Annotated in this window: 23 protein-coding genes and 1 tRNA gene; 6 read left to right on the plus strand and 18 right to left on the minus strand. The window is 69.1% G+C overall.

Features of this window, described 5'->3' with window-relative positions; genetic code table 11:
* Window positions 1-116 precede the first annotated feature (116 nt).
* From ACZ5BU_RS35915 to ACZ5BU_RS35925, 3 genes are read left to right on the plus strand one after another with little or no spacing between them, the layout of a single operon-like run.
* Window positions 117-1,136, plus strand: coding sequence for an adenosine deaminase (locus tag ACZ5BU_RS35915; RefSeq protein WP_465705366.1), 1,020 nt, complete (start codon window positions 117-119; stop codon window positions 1,134-1,136).
* Between the two features lie 28 nt (window positions 1,137-1,164).
* The gene (locus tag ACZ5BU_RS35920) at window positions 1,165-2,103 is read left to right on the plus strand and encodes a hypothetical protein (protein WP_465705368.1); all 939 of its coding nucleotides are present in this window, start codon (window positions 1,165-1,167) and stop codon (window positions 2,101-2,103) included.
* Window positions 2,100-2,981 carry an endonuclease/exonuclease/phosphatase family protein gene (locus ACZ5BU_RS35925; RefSeq protein ID WP_465705370.1) on the plus strand — a complete coding sequence of 294 codons (882 nt, stop codon included), beginning with the start codon at window positions 2,100-2,102 and terminating at the stop codon, window positions 2,979-2,981. Before ACZ5BU_RS35920 ends, ACZ5BU_RS35925 begins: the two co-directional genes overlap by 4 nt.
* Here the strand turns inward: ACZ5BU_RS35925 and prmC are convergent.
* The 14 genes from prmC to ACZ5BU_RS35995 form a co-directional block, all read right to left on the minus strand.
* Window positions 2,978-3,805: a peptide chain release factor N(5)-glutamine methyltransferase gene (gene prmC / locus ACZ5BU_RS35930; protein ID WP_465705372.1), complete on the minus strand. Its 828-nt coding sequence runs from the start codon at window positions 3,803-3,805 to the stop codon at window positions 2,978-2,980. The two genes, ACZ5BU_RS35925 and prmC, sit on opposite strands and share 4 nt — an antisense overlap.
* Window positions 3,802-4,878 carry a peptide chain release factor 1 gene (gene prfA, locus ACZ5BU_RS35935; protein ID WP_465705374.1) on the minus strand — a complete coding sequence of 359 codons (1,077 nt, stop codon included), beginning with the start codon at window positions 4,876-4,878 and terminating at the stop codon, window positions 3,802-3,804. Before prfA ends, prmC begins: the two co-directional genes overlap by 4 nt.
* A 166-nt stretch (window positions 4,879-5,044) precedes the next feature.
* Complete coding sequence (rpmE, locus tag ACZ5BU_RS35940) at window positions 5,045-5,251, minus strand: 50S ribosomal protein L31 (RefSeq protein WP_465705376.1); 207 nt, start codon at window positions 5,249-5,251, stop codon at window positions 5,045-5,047.
* Between the two features lie 120 nt (window positions 5,252-5,371).
* On the minus strand, window positions 5,372-7,792 hold the full coding sequence (locus ACZ5BU_RS35945; protein ID WP_465705378.1) for a bifunctional YncE family protein/alkaline phosphatase family protein: 2,421 nt from the start codon (window positions 7,790-7,792) through the stop codon (window positions 5,372-5,374).
* Window positions 7,793-7,934: 142 nt separating this feature from the next.
* Window positions 7,935-10,115 (minus strand): transcription termination factor Rho, encoded by a 2,181-nt coding sequence (rho, locus tag ACZ5BU_RS35950; RefSeq protein ID WP_465705380.1) that lies wholly within the window; start codon window positions 10,113-10,115, stop codon window positions 7,935-7,937.
* Window positions 10,116-10,438: 323 nt separating this feature from the next.
* Window positions 10,439-11,329, minus strand: coding sequence for a homoserine kinase (gene thrB, locus ACZ5BU_RS35955; RefSeq protein ID WP_465705382.1), 891 nt, complete (start codon window positions 11,327-11,329; stop codon window positions 10,439-10,441).
* A 79-nt stretch (window positions 11,330-11,408) separates the two neighbouring features.
* Window positions 11,409-12,473, minus strand: coding sequence for a threonine synthase (thrC, locus tag ACZ5BU_RS35960; protein ID WP_465705384.1), 1,065 nt, complete (start codon window positions 12,471-12,473; stop codon window positions 11,409-11,411).
* A 6-nt stretch (window positions 12,474-12,479) separates the two neighbouring features.
* Entirely contained in the window at window positions 12,480-13,775 is a 1,296-nt protein-coding gene (locus ACZ5BU_RS35965; RefSeq protein WP_465705385.1) for a homoserine dehydrogenase, read from the minus strand.
* Window positions 13,772-15,178: a diaminopimelate decarboxylase gene (gene lysA, locus ACZ5BU_RS35970; RefSeq protein ID WP_465705387.1), complete on the minus strand. Its 1,407-nt coding sequence runs from the start codon at window positions 15,176-15,178 to the stop codon at window positions 13,772-13,774. Before lysA ends, ACZ5BU_RS35965 begins: the two co-directional genes overlap by 4 nt.
* Window positions 15,175-16,833 carry an arginine--tRNA ligase gene (gene argS, locus ACZ5BU_RS35975; protein WP_465705389.1) on the minus strand — a complete coding sequence of 553 codons (1,659 nt, stop codon included), beginning with the start codon at window positions 16,831-16,833 and terminating at the stop codon, window positions 15,175-15,177. The genes lysA and argS overlap by 4 nt, the downstream gene beginning before the upstream one ends.
* A gap of 40 nt (window positions 16,834-16,873) precedes the next feature.
* Complete coding sequence (locus tag ACZ5BU_RS35980) at window positions 16,874-17,257, minus strand: VOC family protein (RefSeq protein ID WP_465705391.1); 384 nt, start codon at window positions 17,255-17,257, stop codon at window positions 16,874-16,876.
* A 39-nt stretch (window positions 17,258-17,296) separates the two neighbouring features.
* The gene (locus ACZ5BU_RS35985) at window positions 17,297-17,827 is read right to left on the minus strand and encodes a hypothetical protein (RefSeq protein WP_465705393.1); all 531 of its coding nucleotides are present in this window, start codon (window positions 17,825-17,827) and stop codon (window positions 17,297-17,299) included.
* 45 nt (window positions 17,828-17,872) lie between these two features.
* A complete protein-coding gene (locus tag ACZ5BU_RS35990) occupies window positions 17,873-18,058 on the minus strand; it encodes a PspC domain-containing protein (RefSeq protein ID WP_465705395.1) in 186 nt (61 codons plus the stop codon).
* Window positions 18,059-18,195: 137 nt separating this feature from the next.
* Window positions 18,196-19,029 carry a hypothetical protein gene (locus tag ACZ5BU_RS35995; protein ID WP_465705396.1) on the minus strand — a complete coding sequence of 278 codons (834 nt, stop codon included), beginning with the start codon at window positions 19,027-19,029 and terminating at the stop codon, window positions 18,196-18,198.
* 80 nt (window positions 19,030-19,109) lie between these two features.
* On the opposite strand from ACZ5BU_RS35995, the gene ACZ5BU_RS36000 reads away from it, so the two are divergent.
* Window positions 19,110-19,181, plus strand: a tRNA-Arg gene (locus ACZ5BU_RS36000).
* A gap of 345 nt (window positions 19,182-19,526) precedes the next feature.
* On the opposite strand, the gene ACZ5BU_RS36005 is transcribed toward ACZ5BU_RS36000, so the two are convergent.
* On the minus strand, window positions 19,527-20,396 hold the full coding sequence (locus ACZ5BU_RS36005; RefSeq protein ID WP_465705398.1) for an AraC family transcriptional regulator: 870 nt from the start codon (window positions 20,394-20,396) through the stop codon (window positions 19,527-19,529).
* 110 nt (window positions 20,397-20,506) lie between these two features.
* Here ACZ5BU_RS36005 and ACZ5BU_RS36010 point away from each other — a divergent pair, with 110 nt between their 5' ends.
* Window positions 20,507-21,532 carry an aldo/keto reductase gene (locus ACZ5BU_RS36010; RefSeq protein ID WP_465705400.1) on the plus strand — a complete coding sequence of 342 codons (1,026 nt, stop codon included), beginning with the start codon at window positions 20,507-20,509 and terminating at the stop codon, window positions 21,530-21,532.
* Window positions 21,533-21,537: 5 nt separating this feature from the next.
* Here the strand turns inward: ACZ5BU_RS36010 and ACZ5BU_RS36015 are convergent, their stop codons facing one another.
* The gene (locus tag ACZ5BU_RS36015) at window positions 21,538-22,071 is read right to left on the minus strand and encodes a helix-turn-helix domain-containing protein (protein ID WP_465705402.1); all 534 of its coding nucleotides are present in this window, start codon (window positions 22,069-22,071) and stop codon (window positions 21,538-21,540) included.
* 103 nt (window positions 22,072-22,174) lie between these two features.
* Here ACZ5BU_RS36015 and ACZ5BU_RS36020 point away from each other — a divergent pair, with 103 nt between their 5' ends.
* On the plus strand, window positions 22,175-23,671 hold the full coding sequence (locus tag ACZ5BU_RS36020) for a serine hydrolase domain-containing protein (protein WP_465705404.1): 1,497 nt from the start codon (window positions 22,175-22,177) through the stop codon (window positions 23,669-23,671).
* Here the strand turns inward: ACZ5BU_RS36020 and ACZ5BU_RS36025 are convergent.
* Both ACZ5BU_RS36025 and ACZ5BU_RS36030 read right to left on the minus strand, forming a co-directional pair.
* Complete coding sequence (locus ACZ5BU_RS36025; protein WP_465705406.1) at window positions 23,668-24,054, minus strand: VOC family protein; 387 nt, start codon at window positions 24,052-24,054, stop codon at window positions 23,668-23,670. The two genes, ACZ5BU_RS36020 and ACZ5BU_RS36025, sit on opposite strands and share 4 nt — an antisense overlap.
* Complete coding sequence (locus ACZ5BU_RS36030; RefSeq protein WP_465705408.1) at window positions 24,051-24,659, minus strand: maleylpyruvate isomerase family mycothiol-dependent enzyme; 609 nt, start codon at window positions 24,657-24,659, stop codon at window positions 24,051-24,053. Before ACZ5BU_RS36030 ends, ACZ5BU_RS36025 begins: the two co-directional genes overlap by 4 nt.
* Window positions 24,660-24,679 lie beyond the last annotated feature (20 nt).

Below are 24,679 nucleotides of genomic sequence, written 5' to 3' on the forward strand. Positions count from 1 at the left end.
TGAATCGTGCCACTCACGCGGGCCTGGCCCCTAACCGGGTCGTTCCCGGGCGTTACTGACAAACGATTGTCAGCTTCCGCGCCAAACGCCTGCGCTTCTTTCTAGGATCAGGCCCCATGACCGTGACGCATGAGTTCCTCGCCGGATTGCCGAAAGCCGAGCTGCATGTCCACCACGTCGGGTCCGCATCGCCGCGGATCGTCGCCGAGCTCGCGGCCCGGCACCCCGGCTCGCCGGTACCGGCCGACCCGGCCGCGCTGACCGAGTACTTCAAGTTCAGCGACTTCGCCCACTTCATCGACATCTACCTGTCCGTCGTCGAGCTGATCAAGACGCCCGAGGACGTCCGGCTGCTCACCTACGAGATCGCCCGCGAGATGGCCGAGCAGCAGAACCTGCGGTATGCCGAGCTCACCGTCACGCCGTACACCTCGGTGATCCGCGGCATCCAGGCGGAGGCGTTCTGCGAGGCGATCGAGGACGCCCGGGTCGCGGCCGAGAAGGAGTTCGGCCTGACGCTGCGGTGGATCTTCGACATCTCCGGCGAGGACGGGATCCCGGGCGCCGACGAGACGTTGCGGATCGCGACGAAGATCCGGCCGGAGGGGCTGATCGGGTTCGGCCTCGGCGGCCCGGAGATCGGCGTACCGCGGCCGCAGTTCCAGCCGCACTTCGAGGCGGCGGTCGCGGCCGGGCTGCACAGCCTGCCGCACGCCGGCGAGACGACCGGTCCGCAGACGATCTGGGACGCGCTGCGGGTACTGAAGGCCGAGCGCATCGGCCACGGTACGTCGACGATGCAGGACCCGGCGCTGGTCGACTACCTCGGCGAGCACCGGATCCCGCTCGAGGTCAGCCCGACCTCCAACATCGCCACCCGCGCGGTCGAGTCGTACGACGTGCACCCGCTGCGCGCGATGGTCGACGCCGGCCTGGTGGTGACGATCAACTCCGACGACCCGCCGATGTTCGGTACCGACCTGACCAACGAGTACGCCGTCGCCGCCCGGCTGCTCGACCTGGACGAGGCCGGTGTCGGTGAGCTGGCGAAGACCGCGGTCCGCGAGTCGTTCGCCGAGGACTCGGTCAAGGCCGCGATCGTGTCCGAGATCGACAGCTACGTGGGCGCCGTGTAGCCGGAGGTTCATGTGGTTGGCTGGGGTGATGCGCAGAGTCGGTGTGGCGGTAGCCGTCGTACTGCTGGGCCTGGCGGGCTGCAGCGACAGCCAGCCGCCACCGGCCGCAGCGCCTGCTAAGACAGCGCAGACAGCGCAGACAGCACACCCCAGCCCCACTCCCCCGCCCGCACCGAACGGCCTGCCACGGGGCGGGCGTGTGCTGTTCCCGAAGTATCAGCTGGTCGCGTACGTCGGTCTGCCCGGCTCTCCCGCGCTGGGACCGCTGGACAAGGACCTGGACGCGAAGGCGGCCAAGCTGGAGGCCCTGTCCCGCGCGTACGCGGGTGGTCGTACACCACAGCCTGTGCTGGAGCTGATCGCGGTGGTCGCACGGGGATCACGCGGTAAGGACGGGCTGTACCACGGGCGGCTGGACGACCTGAAGATCGAGCCGTACCTGGCGGTCGCTCGGAAGCACAAGATGCTGTTGCTGCTCGACATCCAGCCGGGGCGGGCGAAGATCCTGCCCGAGGTGAAACAGCTCGAGCGGTGGCTGAAGGAGCCTGACGTCGGGCTCGCGTTCGACCCCGAGTGGGCGGTCGGTCCGACGCAGGTACCGGGCCGGGTGTTCGGGCACACGACGGGCGCCGAGCTCGACAGCGTCGCGGCGTATCTCTCAGGGCTGGTGACGGCTCATCACCTTCCGGAGAAGGCGTTCGTGTTCCACCAGCTGTCGACGAAGATCGTCAGCAACGAGGCCGCGCTGAAGGCGCATCCGGGAGTCGTGACGATCAAGTCGGTCGACGGGATCGGCGCTCGTACGGACAAGCTCAAGACCTGGGCCAAGCTCACCACCAACCTGCCGCCCGCCGTCCACGCCGGGTTCAAGCTCTTCTACACCGAGGACACCCGGCACGGTCCGCTGATGACGCCGGCGCAGGTCCTCGCGCTGAAGCCGCGGCCGGAGCTGGTGGTCTACGAATGATCTCGATCGCTTTCGCCAACGTCGCCGGCGGCCGGCTGGTCGGGCCGGACGGGTACGTCGACGCCGACCGTACGGCGGACTTCGGGCGGGCGCTCGCGCGCATGCGTCCCGATGTACTGATCGTCACCGAGCTCGACACCCGGAGCGATCAGCTGGAGCGGCTCGGCGCGGCGGCGATGCCGGGGCGGAGGCTGTCGTTCGCGCGGCAGGAGTTCTCGGACTCGCATATCCCGGGTGTCGAGCGGCTGGGCGTCGGTATCGCGTCGGCGTACCCGCTGACCGAGCTGGAGCGGATCGATCTGCCGCAGCCCTCGATCGACTACCTGCATTGGCGGACGGGGCTCCCGATTCCTCCGCATCCGAAGGGTTTCGTGGTCGCGCGGGGCGATTTCGGGGCGCTGGGTGAGGTCGACATCGTTGGTGGGCAGGTGTGCCCGATCCACATGTTCCGGAGCGAGGATGGGGTCGAGTACACGTACCAGGAGGGCGCGGGGCGCGTGTACGGGACGCAGCTGACGGCGTACCTGCAGGAGGAGCTGGCCGCGCGCGGTGTTCGGCGGGCGGTGGTTGCGGGTGATCTGAACATGCCGAATCCGCGGGAGTTCTTCGGCGAGACGCTCGGTCTGGTGGATGCTTTCGGCGACCCGCCGCCGGCGACCACGCCGGACGGCCGCTCGATCGACCGGCTGTTCTCCACCCCGAACCTGGTCACGCACGACGTCGAGGTGGTCCAGGTTCCGGGAGCCGATCACCACCTGGTCGTCTGTCGCGTCGACCGCCGCGAGCCCCAGCCTCCCGCCGTCGGCCGCATCCGCGCACAGGACCTCACCAGACCTCCCGCCCACCCCACACCGGACCGACGCGGCCTCGGCCGTTAGACCCGGCGGCCGGTGGTGAAGCGGTGGCGGCCGGCCAGGTCCAGCTGGTCGCGGACCTCGGCGAACTGGGCGGTGGCGGCGAAGACGGCGGGGGCTGATTCGCCTTGTACGTCGGCGTGTTCGCAGGCGAACCAGCCGCCGGGCTTGAGCAGCCGGCCGGCGGTGGCCGCGACGACCTTGATCTCGTCGAGGCCGTCGTCGCCGGACCACAGGGCGAGCGCCGGGTCGTGGTCGCGGACCTCGGCGGTCACGGACTCCCAGGCAGTCAACGGGATGTACGGCGGGTTGGAGATCACCGCGTCCACCTGCCCGTCGAGCTCCGGCAGGCACCCGTCGATGTCGCCCTCGTGCAGGATCGCGCCGGTACCTTCCAGGTTCCGCCTGGCCCAGGCGACGGCGTCCGCCGACAGCTCGACGGCATGCACCGTACTGTCCGGCCGCTCGGTCGCCACCGCACCCGCGATCGCCCCCGACCCACTGCACAGGTCGACCACCAGCGGATTCCGTACGTCGGCGATCCGCTCCAGGATCCAGCCGACCATCACCTCGGTCTCCGGCCGCGGCACGAACACCCCCGGCCCCACCGCCAGCTCCCGGTACCGGAACGCCGCAGTCCCCGTCAGATGCTGCAACGGTTCCCGCGCCACCCGCCGCGCAACCAACTCGTCGTACCTGGCCTGTTGGTCTGCCGTCGGTTCGCTCAGATGCAGCCGGCTCGAACCGGTGACAAAGGCAAGCAGTTCAGCGGCGTCGAACTCAGGCGACGCAACCCCCGCTTCCCGCAACCGCTCAGCCGCCTCAGAAACAAGAGACTTGGCGCTCACTGGGAGTCGACGGCCTCGAGACGGGCCGCCAGGTCGGCTTCGGTGAGGGCTTTGATGACCGGCTCGAGTTCCCCGCCGAGCACCTGGTCGAGGTTGTGGGCCTTGTACCCGACCCGGTGGTCGGAGAACCGGTTCTCCGGGAAGTTGTACGTACGCACCCGCTCCGAGCGGTCCACCGTACGGATCTGCGAACGCCGGGCGTCCGACGCCTCCTGGTCCGCCGCCTCCTGCGCGGCCGCCAGCAACCGCGCCCGCAGCACCCGCATCGCCTGCTCGCGGTTCTGCAGCTGGGACTTCTCGTTCTGCATCGACACCACGATGCCGGTCGGCAGGTGGGTGATCCGTACGGCGGAGTCGGTCGTGTTGACGCTCTGCCCACCCGGCCCGGACGACCGGAACACGTCGATCCGCAGGTCGTTCTGGTCGATCTCGACGTCGACGTCCTCGGCCTCCGGGAGCACCAGCACGCCGGCCGCGGACGTGTGGATCCGCCCCTGCGACTCGGTCACCGGTACCCGCTGGACCCGGTGCACGCCGCCCTCGAACTTCAGCTTCGCGTACGGCGCGTCACCCGGCTCAGGCGTACCTTTCGCCTTCACCGCGACCGTGATCGACTTGTACCCGCCGAGGTCGGACTCGGCCGAGTCGAGCACCTCGGTCTTCCAGTTCTGCGATTCGGCGTACTTCAGGTACATCTTCAGCAGGTCGCCGGCGAACAGCGCGGACTCGTCGCCGCCCTCGCCGGCCTTGATCTCGAGGATCGCGTCCTTGTCGTCGTTGGGGTCCCGCGGTACGAGCAGCGTCTGCAGCCGCTCCGCGAGCTCCTCACGACGGGCCGTCAGCCGGGTCGCCTCCTCGGCGAACGTCGCGTCCTCGGACGCCAGCTCCTTCGCCGCCTCGATGTCGTCGCCGGTCTGCAGCCACTCGTCGTACGTCCGCACGACCGGCGCCAGCGCGGCGTACCGCTTGCCGACCCGGCGGGCGTTGGCCTGGTCGGAGTGCAGCTCCGGCTCCGACATCTGCCGTTCCAGCTCGGCGTACTCCGCCTTCAGCGTCTCCACAGCCTCGAACATCCCGCACTCCTCCCTTCAGCCCCATACTCGAACCCACGCCAGCCCCGCGCAAAGGGGGTGCGGGTGGCGAAGCCCCCGCTCGCGGCAAGCGAAGCGCGCCGCACAACACGCGAAAGCGAGGTGGCCTGCGCTTTCCGCAGGCACACCTCGCCCAGAGCTTTCGCCGCTACTTCTTGGCGTACCGCTTCTCGAAGCGGGCGACCCGGCCACCGGTGTCCAGAATCTTCTGCTTGCCGGTGTAGAAGGGGTGGCACTGCGAGCACACGTCGGCGTGGATCACGCCGTTCTCCGCGGTCGAGCGCGTGGTGAACGAGGCGCCGCAGGTGCAGGTCACCTGGGTCTCCACGTACGTCGGGTGGATGTCGCTCTTCAAGACAGTCTCCTAGGATCAGGTGCCCCGGGTCGTCCGCACGGTACGAACGTGAACCGGAACCAGCCATCTAGTGTGCCACGAGCCCGCAATCAGGCGGAAATCCGGGCCCAAGGATCTTACTCAGCGCCCGCCTTCCTCGGCCGCCTCGGACCCGCCCGCCGGAGCGCCCCGGGGCGCAGGCATCGGGCTGTCCGCACCCTTCACGCTCTTCCAGATCGCCTCGTTCAGCTGCTGCTCGGGCGCCAGATCGGCGGCACTGAAGTTCATCTTCGACGACTCCGCCGCGAGCGGCGCTGAGGCGGTGTTCTTCTCGTCGAGCGACTGCGACGGCGTGCGGGCGTCGTACGGCGCGAAGTCGGGCTTGTTCGTGAAGCTCGCGGTCATCGGCGTCGCCGCCGCGTCGAACTGGGTCAGGGGGCCGATCCCGCCGATCAGCTCCATCGTCCGCATCATCGCGACCGTGCTGTACATCGTCGAGTCGACCTTGCCGGTCTGGGTGTACGGGCTGACCACCAGCGCGACGGTCCGGTGCGCGTCGACGTGGTCGGGCCCGTTCTGCGCGTCGTCCTCGGTGACGAAGATCGCGGTGTCCTTCCAGTACTTGCTGTGCGACACCGCGTCGACGATCCGGCCGAGCGCCAGGTCGTTGTCGGCGACCGCTGCCTTGGGCGTGGGCTTGCCCACCGACGTACCGAACGTGTGGTCGTTGCCCAGCCGGACGAACTGCATCGTCGGCAGCTTCTCGGCCGCGGTGAACTCCTTCAGCCACTCGTCGACGCGCGTGTTGTCCCGGATGTCGCCGTTCTGCGCGGCGTAGTTCGGGTCGGTGTGCGCGGACAGCCGCGGCTCGGTCGCGAACACCTTGGCGGGTAGCGGACCGCCCGCCCACATGCCGTAGTTGCGGTACGAGATGCCGGCGTCGTCGAGCCGGTCCCAGATCCGCGAGTCGCCGGTCAGCTTGCCCGGGTCGGTCGCCTGGTTCGTGTACACGTCGTCGCCGCGGCCGCGGCTGCTGTACGCGACCGGCCAGAGGTGCTCGTTGTACGCGTTCGACTCCGACGCGGTCGCCCACTCCCAGCCGTCCGACGAGACCGCGCCGTCGGCGTAGAAGTTGTCCAGCGTGACGAACTGCCGCGCCAGCTGGCGCTGGTTCGGGGCCGAGTCGTCGCCGAACAGGTTCAGCGACGGGTCGCCGTCGCCCTTGCCGAGCGATCCGAACACCTGGTCGTACGTGCGGTTCTCCTTCACCACGTAGATCACGTGCTTGATCGGGCTCGGGTCGCCCGGCCGCACCGGTACGACGTTCGCCGGGCCGTTGGGGCGGACGGCAGCGTCGAAGCCGTCGTTCTCGCGGACCTGCTTGGTGTAGTACGCGAGCTGGTCGCGGCTCGGTACGGCGATGTCCGACAGCGTGCCCATGATCATCGAGCCGACGTACTGCGAGTAGTCGACGACCGGGTTGGTCGGCTGTGGGCCGCCCGGGTTCGGGCCGGCGCCGAGGCCCTTCGCGTTCGTCACCAGCAGGCGGCGCTTGTCCTTCGTGACGGTCACCGTGGTCGGGTACCAGCCGGTCGGGATCAACCCGGTGACGTGGTTGCTCCGCAGGTTCACGACCGCGACGTCGTTGTTGCCGGCGTTGGCGACATACAACGTCGTCCCGTTGATCGCGAGGCCCTGGGGGCTCGAACCGACTGGTGCCTGCCGGTACGGCGCGAGCTCGATGGTCCGCGTGATCGTGTCGGTGGCCGGGTCGATGCCGATCACCTTGTCGGCGTCGGTGATCGCGACCAGCAGCTCGCCGGTGGCCGGGATCCGCAGGATCGCGGTCGGGTGGCTGCCGACGGTGAGGGTCTTGCGGACGGTCAGCGTCGCGGTGTCGACGACGGAGACCGTGTTGGTCCCCCAGTTCGAGACGTACGCGGACCTGCCGTCGGCGGTCAGGCCGACGGTGAACGGATTCGGGCCGGTCGCGACCGTGCCGAGGACGGTCCCGGTCGCGGCGTCGATTGTTGACAATCCACCACTGCCGTTGTCGGCGACGTAGAGCTTGCTGCCGTCGGCGTTCAGCGCGATGCCGGCCGGGAACGAGCCCTTCGGCATCGTGATCGGCGCGATCTCGGTGAGCAGGCCGTTCGCCTGCGTGTAGACGCGGATCTTGTCGTTGCCGCCCGCCGCGGCGTACAGCTTGCTGCCGTCCGGGCTCCAGGCGAGGCCGATGAACAGGGCCTGCGGGCTCGCGTACGGGAGTTCCTGGACGACCTTGCCGGTCGCGGCCTCGACCAGCGAGAGGCTCTGCGTCCGGGTGCCGTCGTTGCTGATAGCGAGGTACTTGCCGTCGGGGCTGAGCGCCGAGCCGAACGGTTTCTCGCCGAGCTTCGTCTGGTCGCCGGCCGGCGAGACCCGCCAGCCGTACGTCGTGGTCGCCGTACCGTCCGGGTGCGGACCGGCGTGCCGGCCGGGTACGACGTTCGCGGCCGCGACCCCGGTCGCCGCCACCAACGCGATCCCGACGACCGGGGCCAGTCGCCATCGTGTGCGCATTCCAACTCCCGCCCAAGTGAGTACTTGACGGGTTGGACATTTCCTCCGGGGAGAAACCTTCGGTGAGGTCGAGATGAACCCCCGGAACAGCTTTTCTCAGCTGGCTGAGAAAAGCCTCAGCCAGCCGAGAACCGCCGTACGGTCAGTCGCCGTTCGTGGTGCTGTGCGTAGTGCCGGTCGACGGCGTTGTCTTGTTCACCTGCAGCAGGAACTCGATGTTCGACTTGCTCTCCTTGAGCTTGCCGATCAGGAGTTCGAGTGCGGCCTGGCCGTCGAGTGCGGACAGCACCCGGCGCAGCTTCCAGACCACCTGCGTCTCGTCCTTGGACATCAGCAGCTCCTCGCGGCGGGTGCCCGAGGCGACCACGTCGATCGCCGGGAAGATCCGCCGGTCGGCGAACTCGCGGCGCAGCCGGAGCTCCATGTTGCCGGTGCCCTTGAACTCCTCGAAGATCACCTCGTCCATCTTCGAGCCGGTCTCGATCAGCGCGGTCGCAAGGATGGTCAGCGAGCCGCCGTCCTCGATGTTGCGGGCCGCACCGAAGAACCGCTTCGGCGGGTACAGCGCGGACGAGTCCACACCACCGGACAGGATCCGGCCGCTGGCCGGCGCCGCGATGTTGTACGCCCGGCCGAGCCGGGTGATCGAGTCGAGCAGTACGACCACGTCGTGCCCGAGCTCCACCAGCCGCTTCGCCCGCTCGATCGCCAGCTCCGCGACCGTGGTGTGGTCGTCGGCCGGCCGGTCGAACGTCGAGGCGATGACCTCGCCCTTGACCGTCCGCTGCATGTCGGTGACCTCTTCGGGCCGCTCGTCCACCAGCACGACCATCAGGTGTACTTCGGGGTTGTTCGTGGTGATCGCGTTCGCGAGCGCCTGCAGCACCATCGTCTTACCGGCCTTCGGCGGGGAGACGATCAGGCCGCGCTGACCCTTGCCGATCGGGCTGACGATGTCGACGATCCGGGTGGTCAGGACGCCCGGCTCGGTCTCCAGCCGGAGCCGCTCGGTCGCGTACAGCGGGGTGAGCTTGTTGAAGTCCTGCCGCTGCTTGGCGATCTCCGGGTCCGCACCGTTCACGGTGTCGATCCGGACCAGCGGGTTGAACTTCTCCTTGCGCTCGCCCTCCTGCGGCTGCTTCACCGCGCCGGTGATCGCGTCACCCTTGCGCAGGCCGTAGCGCTTCACCATCGAGAGCGCGACGTACACGTCGTTCGGGCCGGGCAGGTAGCCGCTGGTCCGGACGAAGGCGTAGTTGTCGAGTACGTCGAGGATGCCGGCCGCGGGGACCAGGATGTCGTCCTCGGTGATCGTCGGCTCGGCGTCGTACCGGTCGCCGCGGCCACGGCTGCGGGTGTTCTCCCGGCCACCGTCGCGCCCACTGTCGCGACCGCTGTCCCGGCCACCGTCGCGGGCGCCCTGGCCGTCGCGGGTCCGGTCCCGGTCGCGGCCCCGGCGACGACGCCGACGCCCCTCGCCGTCCTCGCCCCGGTCGACACCGCGGTCGTTCTGGTCCTGGCGGTCCTGGCGGTTCCGCTGGCTGTCGCCGCGGTTGTCACGGGCCTGGTTGTCACGGGCCTGGCTGTCGCCGCGGTTGTCACGGGCCTGGTTGTCACGGGCCTGGCTGTCGCGGTTCTGCTCGCGGTTGCCGTCCCGGTTGGCGTCGCGGTTCTGCTCGCGGTTGGCGTCGCGCTGACCGTCCCGGTTGTTGTCCCGGTTCTGGTCGCGGTTCTGGTTGTCGCGGCTCCGGTTGTTGTTCCGGTCGCGGTAGCGGCCCTGGTTCTCACCACGGTCGTCGGCGCGCTCCTCGGCCTGTACGGCCTGGGCACCGTTCTGCGTGGCCGACTCCGGCTGCGTCTGCTTCGCGGCGGGCGCTTCGACGGCGGCCTCGGGGGCGGCACCGTTCTGCCGGGCGTCGTGCTGCGGGGCCGCGTTCTGGGGAGCCGCGTCCGGGGCCTCGTTCTGGGGGGCCGCGTCCTTCTGTGCGGCGGCGCGGGTCCGGCGACTGCCGCCCTCGCGCTTGGCCGGCTCAGCGGTCTTCGCCGCCGGCGTCTCGGCGGACTCGTCGAGCGTCGGCTGCGTCGCCTTCGCCCGGCCACCGCCGGTAGAGCCACCCGCGGAGGAACCCGCTTGAGCGGCCTTGATCGCCTCGATCAGCTGGCCCTTGCGCAGTGCGCCGGTGCCCTTGATGCCGAGCGTCCCGGCGAGCTGCTTGAGCTCGGGGAGCAGCATGCCCTCGAGGCCGCCACCAGCTTTCCGGCGACGCGTGGCGGTGGTAGCCGCGGCGTCTGCTCCGCTGGAGGCTTCAACAGTTTCTGTCACGTGAGGTCCTTCCCACACGGATCGTCGAAGGCCTGCACGGCACATCGACCAAATTTCACCCACGGCCACACAACGGGCACGCGGGGTACAAGAAGTCTCTCGCTCGATCTGAGTCCCCCCGGACATCTCCGACGCAGGCGGCGTCAGGTCACATCCACAGGAGGGTCGCCACACAACACAGGGTGCCGGGAGCACAGCCCGGATCGTGACGAGAGCACACCGATCACCTGGAGGGGATCGGGTGAGTCGAGACTAGCACCACAACAGGTCCTTCTGCCGACTCCCGGGGTACAACGCGTGTCCGGGACCCGGCATTCCCCGCGTCAGCCCGCCTCCATCGACCAGACCTGTACGCCGACCGGGTCGATGCCCAGTTCGTACTTCGTCCAGCCGTCCGGAGCGTCCGGCGTACCGCGGAAAAACGCGTCCTGACCTGCACTCTTGCCGTCCTGGGTGCCGAGGACGGCGACCGTCGGGCCGGCGCCGCTGACGATCGCCGCGAGACCGCTCCCGCGCAGTTTGTGGACCAGCGCGAGGCTCTCCGGCATCGCCGGTTCGCGGTACTCCTGGTGAAGCCGGTCCTCGGTCGCCGTGAGCAGCAGTTCGGGCCGACCGGTGAGGGCGGCGACGAGCAGGGCGGCCTTTCCGGCGTTGGCCGCGGCGTCGGTGTGGGAAACAACGCCCGGCAGCAGCCCGCGCGCCTCCTTGGTCAGCACCCGGTTGTCCGGTACGTAGGCAACAACAGCAGTTCCCGCCGCCGGTTCGAGTTTCACTGCGTGGCCGGTTCCGCCTTCAGTCCAAGCGATAGTCAACGCTCCGAGTGCGGCCGCGGCGACGTTGTCGGGGTGCCCTTCGAGCTCGTTCGCCAGTACGACGAGACGTTCGCGGTCGAGCTGTTCGCCGGCCAGCGCGTACGCCGCCGCGAGCCCGCCGACGATCGCCGCCGACGAGGACCCGAGCCCGCGCCCGTGCGGGATCCGGTTCTCGCACCGCAACGTGAACCCCGGCACCGAAGCCCCCAGCGCCTCGAGCCCCGCCCGGATCGACCGCACCACCAGATGCGACTCGTCCAACGGCAGTTCACCTTCACCGCACCCGCTCACCTGCACAGTCACCCCGGACCCGCACGGCGTAACCACCAGATCGTCGTACAACGTCAAAGCCAACCCGAACGCGTCGAACCCGGGCCCAAGATTCGCGCTGGTCGCCGGCACTCGCACGCGCACCTGGTCACACGGCCTGCGGCCACTGGATCGGGGCAGCGCGCTCGCCTCTTCTCCCATCACAGCTCGCTCAGACCAGACCCGCGATGCGGGCGACGGCGTCTGTGTCTGCGGGAGTGACTGGTGGCTCCTCGAAGGCGACGTGTCCCAGTGCCGTGTCGATGTCCTTCAGGCCGTGGCCGGTGACGGTGATGACGATCGTGGAGCCGCCGGGGACTTCGCCGTTGGACTTGGCGAGCAGGAGACCCGCGACACCGGCTGCCGAGGCGGGCTCGACGAAGACGCCCTCGTGGGCGGCGAGGTCCCGCTGGGCGGTGAGGATCTGCTCGTCGGTGACCAGGTCGATCCGGCCACCCGACTCGTCCCGCGCCTGTTCCGCCAGCGTCCAGGATGCCGGGTTCCCGACGCGGATCGCGGTGGCCGCGGTCTCCGGTTTCTCGACGATCGCACCGCGTACGATCGGCGCCGCACCTTCCGCCTGGAAGCCCCACATCTTCGGCGTCCGGGTCGCCAGCTTGTCCTTGGCGTACTCCTGGTACCCCTTCCAGTACGCCGCGATGTTGCCCGCGTTCCCCACCGGCAGCAGATGCAGGTCCGGCGCGTCACCGAGCGCGTCGCACACCTCGAACGAGGCCGTCTTCTGTCCCTCGAGCCGTACCGGGTTCACCGAGTTCACCAGCGCGACCGGGTAGTTCTTCCCGAGCTCCCGCACGATCCGCAGACAGTCGTCGAACCCGCCGTCGATCTGCACCAGCTTCGCGCCGTGCACGACCGCCTGCGCGAGCTTGCCCTTCGCGATCCGCCCGGCCGGGATCACCACCAGCGGCAGCATCCCGGCGCGTACGGCGTACGCCGCCGCCGACGCCGAGGTGTTACCCGTCGACGCGCACACGACCGCCTTGTCGCCCGCCTGTGCGGCGAGCGAGATCGCGACCGTCATGCCGCGGTCCTTGAACGAGCCGGTCGGGTTGTTGCCCTCGACCTTCAGCCACACCTCACAGCCGGTCTGCTCGCTCAGCCACTGCGCGGCCACCAGCGGCGTCCCGCCCTCGCCGAGCGTGACCACCGGCGTGTCCGCCGAAACGGGAAGCCGGTCTCTGTACTCCTCGATCACGCCACGCCACTGGTGCACCATTTTGAATTACTCGCCTTCTACCCGCATCACACTGCTGACTTCACGGACGATGTCCATGTCCCGCAAGGACTCCACGGTCGCGGACAACGCTGCGTCGGTCGCGGTGTGGGTGACCACCACCAGCTGCGCGTCACTGCCCCGGCCTTCCTGGCGCACGGTCTGGATCGACACGTCGTGCTCCGAGAACGCGTGGGCCACCGCCGCCAGTACGCCGGCCTTGTCGGCCACGTCCAGCGACACGTGGTAGCGGGTCATCGCGTCGCCCATCGGCCGTACGGCCCGCTGGGTGTACGACGACTCGCCGACACCCGGCACGCCCTTGAGCCGGTTGCGCGCGGCGGACACCAGATCCCCGAGGACTGCACTGGCCGTCGGGGCGCCGCCGGCACCACGACCATAGAACATCAGCCGGCCGGCTGCTTTGCTTTCCACGAAAACCGCGTTGTACGCGTCCCGGACGCTGGCCAACGGATGCGTGAGCGGGATCATCGCCGGATACACCCGGGCGCTGACCGAGTCGGTCGTCTCGTCGAGCTCGCAGATCGCCAGCGACTTCACCACGCAGCCCATCTCACGGGCCGAGGCGATGTCGGTCGCGGTCACCTCGGTGATGCCCTCGCGGTGCACGTCGGCGATCGACACCCGGGTGTGGAACGCCAGGCTCGCGAGCAGCGCGGCCTTCGCGGCGGCGTCGAAGCCTTCGATGTCCGCGGTCGGATCGGCCTCGGCGTACCCGAGTGCCTGCGCCTCCTCGAGCGCCTCGTCGAAGCCGGCGCCGGTGGTATCCATCTTGTCCAGGATGTAGTTCGTCGTGCCGTTGACGATGCCCATCACCCGGATCACGTCGTCACCGGCGAGCGACTCGCGCAGCGGCCGCAGGATCGGGATCGCGCCGGCGACGGCGGCCTCGAAATACAGGTCGCGCTGGTACTTCTCCGCGGCCGCGAACAGCGTCGGGCCGTCCTCCGCGAGCAGCGCCTTGTTCGCCGTGACGACGGAGGCGCCGTGCTCGAGCGCGGTCAGGATCAGGCTGCGGGCGGGTTCGAGCCCGCCGATCACCTCGATCACCAGGTCCAGGTCGCCGCGCGACACCAGCGCCTGCGCGTCGGTCGTGATCAGCGCCGGGTCGACCGCGATGTCGCGGGCGCGGCCGGGACGGCGGACGGCGATGCCCGCGATCTCCAGGCGGGCGCCGACGCGGGCCGCGAGATGGTCCGCCTGCTCGGTCAGGATCCGCACCACTTCGGTGCCGACCACTCCGCAACCGAGCAGGCCTACCTTGAGAGGTTTGTTGTCGTTCATTCGGCGGTCCCCATGTCGAGGCGGAGCAGGTCGTCTTCGGTCTCACGGCGTACCACAACGCGCGTTCGGCCGTCCTTGACCGCGATCACCGGTGGCCGCGGCACGTGGTTGTAGTTGCTCGCCATCGACCGGCAGTACGCGCCGGTACCCGGTACGGCGACCAGGTCGCCGGGCCGTACGTCGGACGGCAGGAACTCGTCCTTGACGACGATGTCACCGGCCTCGCAGTGCTTGCCGACCACCCGGGCCAGCGTCGGCGGGGCGTCGGAGTACCGGTTGGCGAGCGTGCAGGAGTAGTCGGCGTCGTACAGCGCGGCGCGGATGTTGTCGCTCATCCCGCCGTCCACCGACACGTACGTCCGGGCCGCGCCGGCGTCCAGCTCGACCTCCTTGACCGTGCCGACCGAGTACACCGTGCACATCGCCGGGCCGACGATCGCGCGGCCGGGCTCGACCGACACCTTCGGTACGTCGACGCCGAACGCGCGGCACTCGTGCTCGACGATCTTGCCCATCTCGGTCGCGAGCTGCGCCGGGTCGGACGGGTCGTCCTGCGTGGTGTACGCGATCCCGAAGCCGCCGCCCAGGTCGAGCTCCGGCATGTCCACGCCGAGTTCGTCGGAAACCCTTGCGTGCAAGGCGATCACGCGCTTCGCGGCCACCTCGAACCCGGACGAGTCGAAGATCTGCGAACCGATGTGCGAGTGCAGCCCGAGGAGCTCGAGCTCGGGCGCTTCGTTGACCCGGGCAACGGCTTCGAAGGCCGCGCCGGAGGTGATCGAGAAACCGAACTTCTGGTCCTCGTGCGCGGTCGCGATGTACTCGTGGGTGTGCGCCTCGACGCCGGCCGTCACCCGGATCATCACCGGGGCGACGGTGTTGCGTTCGGCGGCCAAGGAGATCAGCCGGGTGATCTCGTGCTGCGAGTCGACGATGATCCGGCCCACACCGGCGTCCAGCGCGCGGGCCAGCTCGGACTCGGACTTGTTGTTGCCGTGGAACCCCAGCCGCTTCGGGTCCGCGCCGGCGCGCAGGGCGACCGCGAGCTCTCCCCCGCTGCAGACGTCGAGGTTCAGCCCCTCCTCCATCACCCAGCGGACGATCGTCGTACACAGGAACGCCTTGCCGGCGTAGTACACGTCGAAGTCCTTGAAGGCTCCTCGGAACGCACGCGCCCGGGCCCGGAAGTCGTCCTCGTCCAGGACGTACGCCGGGCTGCCGTACTCGGCGACCAGGTCACGTACGTCGACGCCGCCGACCACGAGGGCGCCGTCGGCGTCCTTCTTCGCGTTCATCGACCAGAGCGACGGGACCAGCTCGTTGGGGTCGCGGGGAGCGCGCAGCCAGGGCGGTGCCCGGTGGCCGATGTCGGCGTGCAGCGCGCCCGCCTCGTGCGCCCTCACATCCGCTCCGGTGCGGAGACGCCGAGCAGGTCGAGCCCGTTGGCGAGCACGGTCCGGGTCGCGGAGACCAGGGTCAGGCGAGCCTTGTGCACCGGCTCCACCTCCTCGTCGCCGCGCGGCAGCACGCGGCAGCTGTCGTAGAACTTGTGGAACGCGGACGCGGTGTCCTCGAGGTACCGGGCGATCCGGTGTGGCTCGCGCAGCTCGGCGGCGGTGGCCACCACCCGCGGGAACTCGGCCAGCGCGCGGAGCAGGTCGCCTTCGCGCTCGTGACTGAGCAACCCCGGGTCGAACTCGTCCAGCTTGATCCCGAGCTCGTCGGCGTTCCGCAGGATCGAGGCGAGCCGGGCGTGTGCGTACTGCACGTAGAACACCGGGTTCTCGCTGGCCTGGCGGGTCATCTCCTCGATGTCCAGCGTCAGCGGCGAGTCGGTCGGGTAGCGGGAGAGCGTGTAGCGCAGGGCGTCCACCCCGCCTTCCTCGACCAGCTCGGCGAGGGTGACGATCGTGCCGGCTCGCTTGGACAGCCGCATCTCCTCGCCGCCCTTGAGGATCTTCACCAGCTGGCCGATCAGGACCTCGATGTTGTGCTCGGGGTCGTCACCGGCGCAGGCAGCGATCGCCTTCAGCCGGTTCACGTAGCCGTGGTGGTCGGCGCCGAGCAGGTAGACGCACGTCTCGAACCCGCGCTCGCGCTTGTTCACGTAGTACGCCGCGTCGGAGGCGAAGTACGTCGGCTCGCCGTTCGACCGGATCAGCACCCGGTCCTTGTCGTCGGTGAAGTCGGTCGTCCGCATCCACAACGCGTCGTCGGCCTCGTACAGGTGGCCCTGGTCGCGAAGCTTCTGGATCGCGTGCGGTACGCCGTCCTGCTCGTGCAGGCTACGCTCGGAGAACCAGACGTCGAACTTGGTCCGGAACTGCTCGAGCTGCTCCTGCTGTTCCTTGAGCTGGCGCTCGTACCCCGCCTCGCGGAAGGCGACCAGCTGCTCGTCCTCCGGCAGCGACAGGATGTCCGGGACCTCCTCGACGATCCGCTTGGCCAGGTCGAGGATGTACTCGCCGTGGTACCCGTCCTCCGGGATCTGGTGCCCGTGCGCCGCGGCCTGCAGGCTGGCGCCGAACTTGTCCATCTGGTTCCCGCGGTCGTTGATGTAGAACTCGCGGGAGACGCTCGCGCCGGCCGCGGTCAGCACCCGGGCCAGCGCATCGCCGACGGCGGCCCAGCGGGTGTGGCCGAGGTGCAGCGGGCCGGTCGGGTTCGCCGAGATGAACTCGAGGTTGATGGTCCGGCCCTGCAGGCTGTCGCTGGTGCCGTACTTCTCGCCCGCCTCCAGGATCGCCTGGGCGACCTTGCCCTGGGCATCGGCCGCGACCCGCAGGTTGATGAAACCGGGGCCGGCGATGTCGACGGCGGTGATCGCCTCGTCGTCGCGGAGCTTGGCGGCCAGCAGCTCGGCGAACTGGCGCGGGTTCAGCCCGGCGCGCTTGCCGAGCTGCATCGCGACGTTGGTGGCGTAGTCCCCGTGCTCGGGGTTCTTGGGCCGCTCGACCTTCAGCTCGCGCGGCAGCCCGCCCTCGACGGTGATGGTGCCGTCGGCGGCGAGCGCGGCCAGGGCCTGCAGGATCTTCTCAGCGAGCTGTTCCGGAGTCACCGGATCAGCCTAATGGCCCGCACCCGAAACCCTTGACTCGCTATCCACAGCGCGGTACGCCATGGCGGCTCGCGAGTTCGTACAGATTGCCGTCGGGTGCGCGGACGTTGATCCACTCCCACCGTTCGTCCCGGCCCGGCAGCCCGACGAGCTCCACTCCGGCCTGCCGGAGTTCCTGCGTGGCGCTGTGTACGTCGTCGACCTCGAACAGTGGCACCGGGCCGCCGGCGTTCTGGGCGAAGAACTCGAAAAAACGGTCCCCGGGCGCCATGATCTGCACGGTGTCGCCCTCCGCCGTCGAAAACTCGGCAGTCGTGTCCTCCGCGAAGACCACCTCGAGTCCCAGTACGCCGTGCAGGAACTCGAACATCGCCCGGTAGTCCCGCGTCGCCATCCCGACCCACCGCAGCTTCAAGACCTTCACGCACGTCCGGTCCCCCGCCATCGGAGCGGGCAAACCGGGTCAATGCCCGGCGGTCACCTGGATCCGGGCGTTGGCGGTGATGCTGGTGTTCCAGGCGGCAGGTTGGCCGTTGACGGTGACCTTGAGGGACTTGCAGGCGTCAGCGAGGCAGTTGGCGTCGTACCGGATGCCCCAGAGGGTGAAGAACTGGGCGAGGGTGGGCTGCTCGGCGGCGGTCTTGGCCTCGACCCAGACGACGCCGTCGGTGGTGTGGGTGTGTACGGCGGCCTGCTGGGCGCGGAGCTTGTCGACACCGATCCCGGCCGCGACCTGTACCGGTTTCCCGTCCAGGGTGATCGCGATGTTCAGCGTGTACGGCGACGGGCCGGAGAAGTCCAGCGGGAGTCGCTCGAAGCCCGCCCTGTCGATGTACGAGACGGCGTCTCGGGGCGCGTCCCACGGCGGCGCGCCGGTCCGCAGATCGGCAGCCGCCGGCGCCGCGGGGCCGACCTGGCAGCCACCGAGCACACTGCCGGCGAAGAGCACCGCGCCCGCCGTCCCGGCCGCCCGGCGCCACCTGCCTGCTCTCATGGAGAGCCAGGTTGCCAGGTACGCCGGAACGGGCGGACGCCGGGGTCAGCGCTCGGACGGCATCAGGATCCAGAGCGCGATGTAGATCAGGAACTGTGGGCCGGGCAGCAGGCAGCTGACCACGAAGATCAACCGCATCGTGTTCGAGGAGATACCGAACCGGCGAGCCAGTCCGGAGCACACACCGCCGATCCAGCGATCGTTGACCGGGCGAACCAGAGAGCTGGCCATGAGTTGGGTTTCCTTTCCACCGTTGGGCCTCCGTCGGGCCTTGTGTCCACTATGACGGTGTCCAACGGCGGAAAGGTCCCACCTCGCAGGGGTTCCAGGGTGAGCTCAGGGGTCACCCGTACGACGATCGGCAGGGGTCAGCGCTGGAAGCGGTACGTCTTGCTGTCGATGCCGACGCAGATCCCCGGGGACATCACGACGACGCGCAGGGTGCCGTCGTTCTCGTAGTAGTCGATGCCCTCCACCTCGAAGCTGCCGGAGCAACCACTCTTCAGCGGGAGCTGCCCGAGCGACGTGACGTGGCCGGTGACGTCGCTGGAGCCGACCGGGGCTGACAGGTCCACCTGGAGCAAGGGCTTCGTCGTACCGAACAGGCTGCCGTCCGGGTCGTCGGAGGAGCACAGGAGCTGAGTAGCGTTGACGAAGTCGCAGCCCTGTACGTCGCGGACCTGGTGGTCCAGCCGGATCGCAGCGGCGTACGGGAGGTTCTTCGACGGGTCCGTCGCGGCCACACCGGGCATCGGCAGGACCAGGATGCGGTCCATCGTGCCCCACTCACCTGTGACGAGCCACTGAGCGTCAGGGCTGACAGCGGCGAAACTGTTGTTGTTGGCCTCCCAGGACTCCAGGGCGTGCGTGTAGTTGGACCAGGTGCCGGCCGGCGACTGCACGCGGTACAGCTTCCCGCCGCGGTCGTCACGCTGGTACGGCTCGACGTACCAGCCCTGCGACGCGCCTGGGTCGCCGACATGGTTCCACCCGCGGACCAGCAGGTCCGACGGGATCGTGCCGACACCTGTGTAGCGGTACTGCGTGTTGCCGCCACGGGTGACCGTGGCGAGTCCCTGACTCTCATCGAGCGGACGGGCGTTGTCGGAACCGACGACCTGCCATCCGGTGACGGCGTGGGCCTGGGTGGGTAGAAGGAGGGCGGCTAGCACGAGAACAAGAGAAATCCCTGGTTTGCGCATGCACCGGTTTGTAGCACGCCGCCGTGCACCCCAATTCGGGATTCCGGTGAACTTCCTGCTACTGTTCTGCTCGTTCCTGAGCCCCCGTAGCTCAGGGGATAGAGCACCGCCCTCCGGAGGCGGGTGCGCAGGTTCGAATCCTGCCGGGGGCGCGACCGGTCTGGCCGATCTGTGTGCACAAAGAGCGTGCACTTGGATCGGCCGCCGTGTTTTCTGGGGGTGCAACCCCCAGACCCCGCCCGGCGGGGCTCCGCCCCCCGGACCCCCGCTGTGGGTCGCTTCGCTTCGCTCGCTCGCTTGGCTGCCGCTTCGCTTCGCTCGCTTTGGGTGGTCGGGGTGCGCTTCGCTTCGCTCGCTCACTTGAGTGGTCGGGGGCGCCTCGCTTCGCTCGCTCACTGGGTTGGGTGGGGACGCTTCGCTTCGCTCGCTGGTGGGGGCGCTTCGCTTTGCTCGCTCACGGGTGGCGGGCGGTTCGCTTCGCTCGCTTCAGTTGTCGGCTAGGGGTCTGGGGAGCGGTCTTCGCCTGGGGTTTTGCCGAAGGACTTGTGGTAGTCGCGGGTGAATTGGGAGGGGCTGGCGTAGCCGAGCTGGTGGGCGATGGTGGCGGCTGGGGTGGTGCGGGTTTTGAGGAGGATGCGCGCTTCTTGGAGGCGGAGTTGTTTCTGGAACTGGATCGGTGTCATCGACGTCGCCGTACGGAAGTGGCGGTGGAACGTCGAGGGGCTCATGCCGGCCAGGTCGGCGAGGTCCGCGATCCGCAGCGGGCGCCTGTGGTTGCGGCGGATCCAGCCGATCGCCGCGCTGATGTGTGCCAGCATGCCGTCGGCGAGACCGATCTGGCGGACCAGACCGCCCTGTTCGCCGGTCAGTAGCCGCCACAGGATCTCCCGGCGGATCCCGGGCGCGAGCACCCGGACGTCGTCCGGCCGGTCCGCGATCCGCAACAGCCGTACGACGGGATCCAGCAACTCGTCCGTGGCGTCGCTGACCGCCAGACCGGCGTACCGCGCCGGGCGGGCCGGTGTCTCGAGCAGCAGCGGCGCGATCTCGGCCGGGCGCAGTCGCAGCCCGACCACAGTGAACGGCTCCTCGCGACTCGCCTTCGCCGCCTGGCCGACGACCGGCAGATCCAGCGAGGCCACCAGGTACTGCCCGGCGCCGTACTCGTACGGGATGCCGTTCAGCAGCGTCCGCTTGATGCCTGAGGCAACGATGGCGACCGACGGCTCCGCCATCCCGCCGGTCGGCCCGGTCGGCGCGTCCTGCCGGGCGATCCAGACACCGTCGAGCAGCGGCGTGCTGTGCCCACGCGGGCGGCTCGCCGCGTACCGGCAGATCAGCGTCCGCAGCTCGGTGACCAGGTCCACACCACCAGGTTGACAGGATCGAGCAAGGCAGCGCCAGGATCACGCTCACGCCGGCGCCCGCACCGGTGCTGTGATCGAACCAGGTCAACGAGAGAAAGGCAGCACCCGCCGTGAGACGACGCATCCTGGGAGCCACCGGCCTGTCGGTCAGCGAGTACGCCCTCGGCGCGATGATGTTCGGCGCCATGGGCAACCCCGACCACGACGACGCCGTACGGATCATCAACCGCGCGCTCGACGCCGGCATCAACCTGATCGACACCGCCGACGTGTACTCGGGCGGCGAGTCCGAGGAGATCGTCGGTACGGCGATCCGCGGCCGCCGCGACGAGGTCGTGCTCGCGAGCAAGTTCGGCCTGCCGATGGGCGCGGACCCGAACGAGCAGGGCGCTTCCCGGCGGTGGATCGTCCGCTCGGTCGAGAACAGCCTGCGCAGGCTCGGTACGGATCACCTCGACCTCTACCAGGTGCACCGCCCCGACCACGACACCGAGCACAGTGAGACCTTGTCGGCGCTGTCGGACCTCGTGCAGGTCGGCAAGATCCTCGCCTTCGGTACGTCGATGTTCCCGGCCGAGACGATCGTCGAGGCGCAGTGGATCGCCGACCGCCGCGGCACGCACCGGTACCTGACCGAGCAGTGCATGTACTCGATCTTCACCCGGCGGCCCGAAGCGGCAGTCTTCCCGGTCACGCAGCGGCACGGCCTCGGGGTACTCACCTTCAGCCCGTTGAACGGAGGTTGGCTATCCGGCCGCACAGACCCGGCCGCGAGCCACCGGGCGACGAGCCGGCCGTCCAGCTACGACCCCTCGACTCGGACAGGTCAGGCGAAGGCGGCCGCGGCATCGAAACTGGCCGCCCTCGCCGCCGAGGCAGGGATGACGTTGCCGCACCTGGCGACCGCCTTCGTCCGCGCGCATCCGGCTGTGACATCGGTGATCATCGGTCCTCGTACGCAGGAGCAACTCGACAGCCTGCTGTCCGGCGCGGAGATCGAACTGTCCGCGGACCTGCTCGACCGCATCGACGAGATCGTGCCACCAGGCACCGAACTGGATGCCGCGGACAACTACGCCGCCACTCCCCCGGCGATCGAGCACGCCCAGCTGCGTCGCCGTACGGTTCGTCGGTGATCGCGTCAGTTGTCCGGTAGGGCGAAGACCGACAGGACCACACGGTCCTTGCCAGGCGCCTCGGCCAGGTAGGGCTCGATCAGTTCGGCGAAGCGCTGCCGGAAGTCGGTCAGGTCCTCCGGGCTCAGGTACATAGCCAGTTGTGAGTAGCCGAGCTGGTTCACGCGGGCGTACAGGTCGCCGGTACCGATCACGCGGTCGAAGTCGGCGGCCAGGCGGGTGAGCATCATCAGGAAGGCCTGGCGGTGCTGGTCCGGGGTCATCGCGCGGGCTTCGCGTTCGTCGATCCGGCCGACCTTGGTCTGGTCCAGGGTGAGGGTGCGTTCGGTGGTGCCGCGGATCTTGCGTTCGCGGACGACTGTCAGGTAGCCGGCGTCTATCAGGGCGGCTACATGCCGGTACAGCGTCGTGGTGGGGATGTCCGGCAGGTCGCGTTTGAGGTCCGTGGTGGTGACCTCGCGGCCCAGTACCCGCTGCACGATGCGCCAGCGGATCGGGTGTAGCAGGACGTCCAGGACCGGGGTCGGTGACTCGTCCATCGGCGCTCCGATCAGGGTTCTTTCAGGGTATCCATTGATACCAACGATGGTAATAATAGCGGCATCGGAACCATTCACCCTTTCGCCCCGAGGAGACGTTGACGTGTCGCTCACCCGTCGTACCGTGCTCAAGTCCGCGGCGGCCGCCGTACCGGTTGCCGCGTTCACCACTCTGCCCTCATCGGCCGGTACCAAGGTGCCGGAACCCGCCGCGATCGGGCGGCTGGCGGACAAGATCGAGGCGGGGATGGCGAAGTACGCGATCCCCGGCGCCGGGTTGGGCGTCTGGTACCGCGGCCGTGAGTACGTCCGTGGCTTCGGCGTCACCAGCGTGGACACCAACGAGGCGGTGACCGCGGACACCGTGTTCCGGATCGGCTCGACGTCGAAGACGTTCACCGCGACCGCGATCATGCGGCTGGTCGAGCAGGGCCGGATCAGCCTGGAGCGGCCGGTCCGCGCATACCTGCCGGACTTCGCGGCCGCGGACCCGTCCGTCGCGGCGCGGGTCACCGTACGGCAGCTGCTGAACCACTCGGCCGGCTGGCAGGGCGACTACTTCGAGGACACCGGGGACGGCGACGACGCGCTCGCGAAGTACGTCGCCGACCTGACGAAGGTCCCGCAGCTCACGCCGCTCGGGAAGGTGTTCTCGTACAACAACGCAGCGCTCGGCGTCGCGGGGCGTGTGCTGGAGGTCGTGTACGGGAAGCCGTACGAGACCGCCGTACGGGAGCTGCTGATCGACCCGCTCGGGCTGGCGCACAGCAGGTTCTTCCGCAGCGAGCTGGGCGGGTTCAGCGTGGCTGCGTCGCACAACGTCGTCGACGGGAAGGCCGTGGTCGAGCCGTCGTTCGATGCGATGCCCCGGAGCCTGCATGCAGCGGGTGGATTGATCTCAAGTGCACGGGACCAGCTGCGGTACGCACGGTTCCACCTGGGCCACCGTGGTCTCCCCCAGGTGCTCAGCGACCGCACCAGGCTCGCCATGCAGTCACACCCGGGTCCTGGCGGCACCCTGTTCGTGGAGCTGAACGGTGCCGGTGTGAGCTGGATGCTGCGGCCCACAGCGCAAGGGCCGACTGTGGTGCAGCACGGTGGCGACTGGTCCGGCCAGCACTCCGGGTTCCTGTTCGTACCGCAGCGGGACTTCGCGATCACCCTGCTCACCAACTCGGAGAGCGGGCCGACCCTGCTGGCGGAGCTCTTCGCTGACGACTGGGCGCTGCAGGAGTTCGCAGGACTCAACAACCTGCCTGCTGTACCCAGGCCCGTGACGCGGCCGGCCGAGTACGTGGGCTCGTACGTCGCTCAGCAGATCGGCTTCGACGGCAAGCCCGAGGAACTCGGCCTGGACGTCACGGCCGACAAGGGCGAGCTCGTAGCGAGTGTGGGCGGCCAGGCGATGTTCCGGTTCGCCTTCTACCGCAAGGACTTCGTCCTGGCGCTCAACCCGGACGGCACCTCCACCCACACCCGCGCGAACTTCGTCCGAGGCAACACCGGCCAGGTCGAGTGGCTGCGGTACGGCGGACGCCTGTTCCGCTTCCACCCCGCGGGCGGCCGCCGGGCGAAGGCGTTCAGCCACCGCGTGCTCTAGTCCGTACTGACCATCCACAGGTGGCCGTCTGGGTCGGTGAACGTCGTCAGGTACGCCCACGGCTCACGAATTGGTGCCCTGACCTGCACCGCTCCGGCGGCGGCCGCCTTCGCAGCTGCCGCGTCGACAGCTTGCTCGCTGTCGACGCGCAGCCCGAGGATGCATTCGCTCTGACCAGGTGGTGCCGCCGGCTGGTCGCCGAGGACCCAGCCGAACCCACCGGTCGGGATCAGCATCATCGTCACATCAGTGGCGAGCCGGAACTGCAGCGGTTCGGGAATGCCGTCCGGCCCTAGCTCGTCACCGACCGGCGCGAGGCCGAGCGCCTGTTGGTAGAACGCGTACGAGCGCGCGCGGTCCTGGATCGGGAGGCTGATGATCATCGGGCTACTCCTGCGGTGAAGCGGTCAGCGGCGTGACCGGACAGGTGACCAGGCGGGAGGTGGCGGCCGCTCAGAACCATCAGCAGGTCCTGGGCCGTACCGGTGAGCGGCCGGCCGGTGCCGAACGTCCACGGTAGATCGGTGGCCTGCAACTGTACGTCGATCAGGTCCACGCCGAAGTACTTCACATGCCGCGGTTGCAGCGCGCCGAGAACGTACTCCAGCCGCTCGTGCGGCACCTGGCGGTCGATGCCGAGGGCAATGGTCATGTCCAGCCCGTGGATCACGTCGTGCGAGAGCGCGCCCTCGAAGCCACCACCCGGCGGTTTCCAAGGATTGTTGACATTCTGCTGTAGACAATCGACCAGCTCGGCCGACGTGAGCGTGGCCGCGTCCTGCCGGGCCTGCCGGTCGGCGTACCGGTTGAAGTTGCCTCCGGCCCGGATCATCCCGGCGACGAACCGCGGCGCCCGGATCCGGTACGCCGTCGTGATATGCGAAACCACCTCGCGCACCCGCCAGCCGGCGCACAACGTCGGCCGGTCCCAGTCCTCCTCCGGCAGGCCGCCGAGGATCTCCGCGAGGTTGGTCCGCTCGCCCGCCACAGCACTTCTGATATCCGTCA

The organism is Kribbella sp. NPDC031520, from assembly GCF_055580825.1.

Coding starts and splice junctions, on each gene's coding strand:
- ACZ5BU_RS36025 (WP_465705406.1), bottom strand. CDS start 24,054: ATGATCATCAGCCTCCCGATCCAGGACCGCGCGCGCTCGTACGCGTTC.
- ACZ5BU_RS35920 (WP_465705368.1), top strand. CDS start 1,165: ATGCGCAGAGTCGGTGTGGCGGTAGCCGTCGTACTGCTGGGCCTGGCG.
- ACZ5BU_RS35995 (WP_465705396.1), bottom strand. CDS start 19,029: ATGCGCAAACCAGGGATTTCTCTTGTTCTCGTGCTAGCCGCCCTCCTT.
- ACZ5BU_RS35925 (WP_465705370.1), top strand. CDS start 2,100: ATGATCTCGATCGCTTTCGCCAACGTCGCCGGCGGCCGGCTGGTCGGG.
- ACZ5BU_RS35965 (WP_465705385.1), bottom strand. CDS start 13,775: ATGAACGACAACAAACCTCTCAAGGTAGGCCTGCTCGGTTGCGGAGTG.
- ACZ5BU_RS35990 (WP_465705395.1), bottom strand. CDS start 18,058: ATGGCCAGCTCTCTGGTTCGCCCGGTCAACGATCGCTGGATCGGCGGT.
- ACZ5BU_RS35985 (WP_465705393.1), bottom strand. CDS start 17,827: ATGAGAGCAGGCAGGTGGCGCCGGGCGGCCGGGACGGCGGGCGCGGTG.
- thrC (WP_465705384.1), bottom strand. CDS start 12,473: ATGGTGCACCAGTGGCGTGGCGTGATCGAGGAGTACAGAGACCGGCTT.
- ACZ5BU_RS36015 (WP_465705402.1), bottom strand. CDS start 22,071: ATGGACGAGTCACCGACCCCGGTCCTGGACGTCCTGCTACACCCGATC.
- ACZ5BU_RS35945 (WP_465705378.1), bottom strand. CDS start 7,792: ATGCGCACACGATGGCGACTGGCCCCGGTCGTCGGGATCGCGTTGGTG.
- prfA (WP_465705374.1), bottom strand. CDS start 4,878: ATGTTCGAGGCTGTGGAGACGCTGAAGGCGGAGTACGCCGAGCTGGAA.
- ACZ5BU_RS35915 (WP_465705366.1), top strand. CDS start 117: ATGACCGTGACGCATGAGTTCCTCGCCGGATTGCCGAAAGCCGAGCTG.